5 protein-coding genes are annotated in these 4,593 nt (G+C 46.6%); 4 read left to right on the top strand and 1 reads right to left on the bottom strand.

Annotated features, from left to right (window positions below):
- Nucleotides 1-479: hypothetical protein (locus NDA01_RS31365; RefSeq protein WP_348231134.1), on the top strand; the 479-nt coding region annotated here is incomplete at its 5' end.
- 211 nt (nt 480-690) lie between these two features.
- Nucleotides 691-1,176: a hypothetical protein gene (locus NDA01_RS31360; protein ID WP_348231133.1), complete on the top strand. Its 486-nt coding sequence runs from the start codon at nt 691-693 to the stop codon at nt 1,174-1,176.
- A gap of 433 nt (nt 1,177-1,609) precedes the next feature.
- Here the strand turns inward: NDA01_RS31360 and NDA01_RS31355 are convergent, their stop codons facing one another.
- Nucleotides 1,610-2,233: a hypothetical protein gene (locus tag NDA01_RS31355; RefSeq protein ID WP_348231132.1), complete on the bottom strand. Its 624-nt coding sequence runs from the start codon at nt 2,231-2,233 to the stop codon at nt 1,610-1,612.
- 488 nt (nt 2,234-2,721) lie between these two features.
- Between NDA01_RS31355 and NDA01_RS31350 the strand changes: the two genes are divergently transcribed.
- Both NDA01_RS31350 and NDA01_RS31345 read left to right on the top strand, forming a co-directional pair.
- A complete protein-coding gene (locus NDA01_RS31350; RefSeq protein ID WP_348231131.1) occupies nt 2,722-2,925 on the top strand; it encodes a hypothetical protein in 204 nt (67 codons plus the stop codon).
- Between the two features lie 2 nt (nt 2,926-2,927).
- On the top strand, nt 2,928-4,073 hold the full coding sequence (locus NDA01_RS31345; RefSeq protein WP_348231130.1) for a hypothetical protein: 1,146 nt from the start codon (nt 2,928-2,930) through the stop codon (nt 4,071-4,073).
- The last annotated feature ends 520 nt before the right edge of the window (nt 4,074-4,593 follow it).

The following is a 4,593-nucleotide window of genomic DNA, read 5'->3' as shown; positions in this document are numbered from 1 at the left end:
AACTACTCATTGGTTGTGCCATCGCTACTCCCTGTTGTTTCATTGTCTATGTCTTGCTTGTTGCTTCCGCTGTCCCCCGTCTGCTAAATACCCATAGCGTTGTTTCAACTTATGCTGGATTCTACATTCAATATCCCAACCTTGTTGGGAAAGTATCCAACCTTCAGTGTGTAACTAATAGTCGAGACAGGACAGATGAGGGTTATTCGCACCATTGCCGCTTCAATGTGAACTCATCAAATATCGAGCAGTTTATTAGGGAGAGCCAGTTACTCTCTCAGGATGGAGAGTGTTACAACATGGATGGGCCGCACGTAGGAGGGTATTCTCCGGCATCGTGGAAACCGTCAGGCGTTCAGGAGGGAGGAGAATGTTATATCAACGACCAATATCGAGGAGTTCCAGGAGCTTACGTTGATCAGGTGTTGCTGTTGTATTCTCCAACAAATCAACTTGCTTACATGCAAGCGAATGACTGAGAAAGCTGGACGGGAAATACAAGTAGCGATCGCCACCCGCAAATTAGCGAGATTAACGGCCTTAAAGAGCTAGGTGAAAGAGTGAAAGTGGCGATCGCTCAGAATGTTATCAACTAGTCATATGAATACTCGAAGCAATTGGAAGCTTAAGTGTTGTGGTACTGGCTGTTTTAGTGCTGTTGCTCACAAAGAGACTGCGTAAGGAGCTTCAATGGAAAAACAATTACTTCGATTCCTCATTGTTTGTGCCATTGTTGTTCCTTATTGTTTCATTACTTATCTCTCGCTCCTTAGTTTCGCTGTTCCCCGCCTGCTGAACACCCGTAGTGCCATCCCAACTTCTGCTGGGTTCTACATTCAATATCCCAATCTTGTTGGGAAAGCATCCAACATTCAGTGTGTAACTAATGGTCAGAATGCAGATTACGGTTATTCCTACTCTTGTCGCTTCAATGTGAATTTATCAAATATTGAGAAGTTTATTGAGCAGAAGCGATTACTCGCTCAGGATTTTGAAGCTTGTCGCGACATGGATGGACCGCCGAAGATGGGTGTGTATTCTCCAGCACCTTCATGGGAACCGTTAGACCTTAAGGAGGGAGGAGAATGTTACACCAGAAGCCAATTTGCCAATGACTCAATGTTGCTGTTGTATTCTCCAACAAATCAACTTGCCTACATGCAGGAGAATGACTGAACAAGACTGAACAAGTTGGACGGACTATACAAATAGCGATCGCCCTCCGCCTTCTATGCCCGCTACCGCCTTCTCTTATCTCACCCCGTTGCGACCTTAAAAATTGTGACAACCGCTGCAGGGCAGGGTAGTACAGCCAGCACCCTAGATTGAGCCAAACTTCTACTGATACTTAATCTGCTTGTGGTGAGTTATACCAATTCTCTAAATTCTCTTTACAGATATTCGTAGGGGCGAATGGCCGTTCGCCCCTACAGCCAATCATTTGTAGCCCGATTTTTAGAAATTGGTATTACTCCTTTGTAACTTTGCAGAAAGAATATACCGACCAAAGCCGTACCAAGTAGGCTGAAGGCCTGAGGCTCTGGAACCGCTACGTTCTTCTGTTTTACATTTCCCGTCACTCCCATTGAAGCAGAGGGGCTGAGGTGGGCTAGTGCATTTCCTGTCGCTCCCATTGAACCAGGGGGCTGATGTACTCCAAAATGCGATTGTCTGGTGCACCATTCACAATAAAGCGACTTTCCCGAAAAATTCCCCTAGAGCCTGCTGTACCAACGGCATTTGCACCGCCTGAACGGCCAACGTAGTAGTACTGGCCTTGAGCAATCGGGCTAACACTCATGAAGTAAGAACCAGGAGCCAGATCGAAGGAAAGGTTATTCACTGCGACTGTAAACTCACCCCCTGTACGTCCTGTAGGAGTTACAGTTACCGGGCTGATACCACTGAAGAGGAAGGTTCCAAATTCACCATTGGCAACCCCAGTACGAACACTCCAGGCAGCTTCAGTAAAAGGAGGCATACCCGTAGAGTAGCCAGGAGTATTGTTGGAGAACAAGCCAGTTACATGCCAGCTGGCGGCATCAGTAACAACGAAGTCATCCAAAACGGTACTGCCATAGGCATCAGTTAGGCGGGTGTTGTTGAACGAACTGCTACGCGGATTGATATCTCCCCCGTACCACAGCACCTCGCTACGAGCGGGAGTAATTCCAACGATGAGGAGAGAGAGGGCAGTTAGGGTGGGCAAAGCTGCATTCATGACCTGTGGCATACTCTGGCTCCTTCGGAAGTATCCTCAGTTCTTTCTTAGCACGGGAAAAAATCAATCTGTAATAATTCCAGATTAATAATCAAGAGAATTGGTTACCTCAGTTGCTAGGAGCCGCTCTATCACGTCCTGATTTAGTAGCAGTGAAAATAGCCGTTAAAAACTTTTAATTTCCCGACGCTAAAACTAAGTCGTCCCTGGAAACTACTTAAGCGTGAAAGGACGTGAAAAGGTGTGATCAAAATACTGCGATCGCTCCCTCACTCCACTAGAATACTCACCTATTACTAGTGCCAATACACGTGGGGGAGTATGACAAGGAAGTTAACTCCAGCGATCGCGAAACGAATTCGCGAAAGAGCTATCAAATGGGCTGAGGAACAAGGGGCCAAGGAGAGATCGCAAGAGTCTGCCAGCAGTTCACCATCAGACCCCGTGGAACTATCCGACTCAAGTTCGCCTGTTACTAGTGCCGATACCCGTGGAGAAACATGCGGAAACTGACCCCAGAACGCACTAGGGAGATTCGTGAAAGTGCTTTGGCTTGGATGGCCAAGAAACGGGCTAGGGAGCAAGCGCAAAAGTCTGGCACCTCTCGAGACAGCAGTTCATCATCGAAACCCATAGAACCGTCTGATTCAAGTTCGCTACTGGAACAGAGCGATCGCCAATATGACAATGAACTAAGCAGCTAACGATGCAAACACTAACTACAACTTTCTTGATTCCCGACCATCTTAGTGCAGGCTTAGCGAGTGGAATTTACGAACGGGTCGGTGGTGTGATCCGTGAGGTAGGCAGCAAACACGTTGTATCTTGGCTCCGGGAGGATTTGGCACTGGTTGGCAGCAGGGCTATGCCACAAGTTACGTCTGCTGCGAATATGCTCACTCTTGGGGTATCAGTTATCGGCTTTGCAGTCATCATTCAACGCCTCAATGAGCTGGAGAAGCGTTTGCAAGATGTCACAGAGTTGCTCAATAAAGTGGACCGCAAGATTGATCTCGGCTTTTATGCCAAGTTTCGAGCGGCTTTAAATTTGGCGACTAATGCTTTTACGATGCATAAGCCTGAAAACCGTAGAAGCAGTGCTTTATCTGCCATCAAGCTCTTTTTAGAAGTTGAACATATTTACATTGACGCTGTTGATCAAGAACTCAAGCAACAAAGCCAGATTGCTGATGAGTATTTACTGACTCTATCACTAGCCTATATTGCAGAAGCTCGTTGTTATCTGGAGCTAGAGGAAGGGGATACTGCTTTGCGTCGCTTCCAGGAAGGGGCTGAGCAAATTCGCGATCGCGTTGCTAGATACATTGAAATTCTATTAACCTCAAATCCAGCTGCTTATCTAGATCCTCAGTTCAAAGGCCAGACGGATTTGCGTCGCCTTACACGTATCTATCAATGGCTAGACTCATCTTTAGATGAAAGTGCTGTCTTTGAATTACTTCGAGACCATCTGTTTAGTTGGAAAAAAGACCAAGGAACGGAGTTGGGCTACAAGTGGGTTCAAGAGTTACCTCCAGCCATTGTGGCCACAAGTGAGGTTCAGGGCAGCATCTTTGGCAATCGGGAAGAAATGAGACAGGAGGCTATGAAGCGGTTGCCAAAGGTATTTGAAGTGATGGAATTGATGATTGAAACGAATTATCGATTTGAGTCTTACCAGACTGAGATCAAAGCGATTTCACAACTCGGCATTTCTTTCCATGATTGGATGGAGTTGGCTCCATCTGAAGAAATTGCGCCGGAAGCAAAGAAGTTGATGTATATCACTCCACTCGAGAACCAATGGCGGTATGAATTGGAGAGCTTGACTCAACTCAACCTAATTAGGTAGTGCGCCGATCCTTGTGTTCCTTTGCTTGGGAGAGCATCCCTACTGATGCCAGTCTCCCCGTTTGATTCATGTGCAAAATTTGCAGAGTCCTAAAAACTGCACATGAATCAAAGCTGACCAAGCAACTGCGATCGCCCCAAAACTTTTCCACTCTTTCAAACGATCGCTGGATTACCCCACCTGTTCTTTATTAATTGAACTCGCAGGTAGGGTGATCCATCCACAACTCGTATTAGATAAGAAGTTGAAGGGCATTTTGCTGCCCTCAAAAGAGCCTAACTTTTACCGCCTACGATCGCACGTTCACACAATCACACGGTTGTACGATCACACGTTGGCACGAGCCATCACCCATTGACACCAAGCTGCACTTGTTGGCACAGTTTGTCACGCTGAGTGGGTTACGGCAGCAATTCTCAGTATGGCAATTTAACTGGTATTGGGTGAGATGTCTAGCTCTAATCCTTCGAGCATGAAGGTGAGCAAGTGATCCCAACTGTCGAAATACAGGTAGCGGGTC

The sequence above is a fragment of the Trichocoleus desertorum AS-A10 genome, from assembly GCF_039962155.1.
In the GTDB taxonomy this organism is placed as follows: domain Bacteria; phylum Cyanobacteriota; class Cyanobacteriia; order FACHB-46; family FACHB-46; genus Trichocoleus.
Note: the sequence above shows the minus strand (reverse complement) of the source record. Positions and strands in the feature narration are given on the sequence as shown.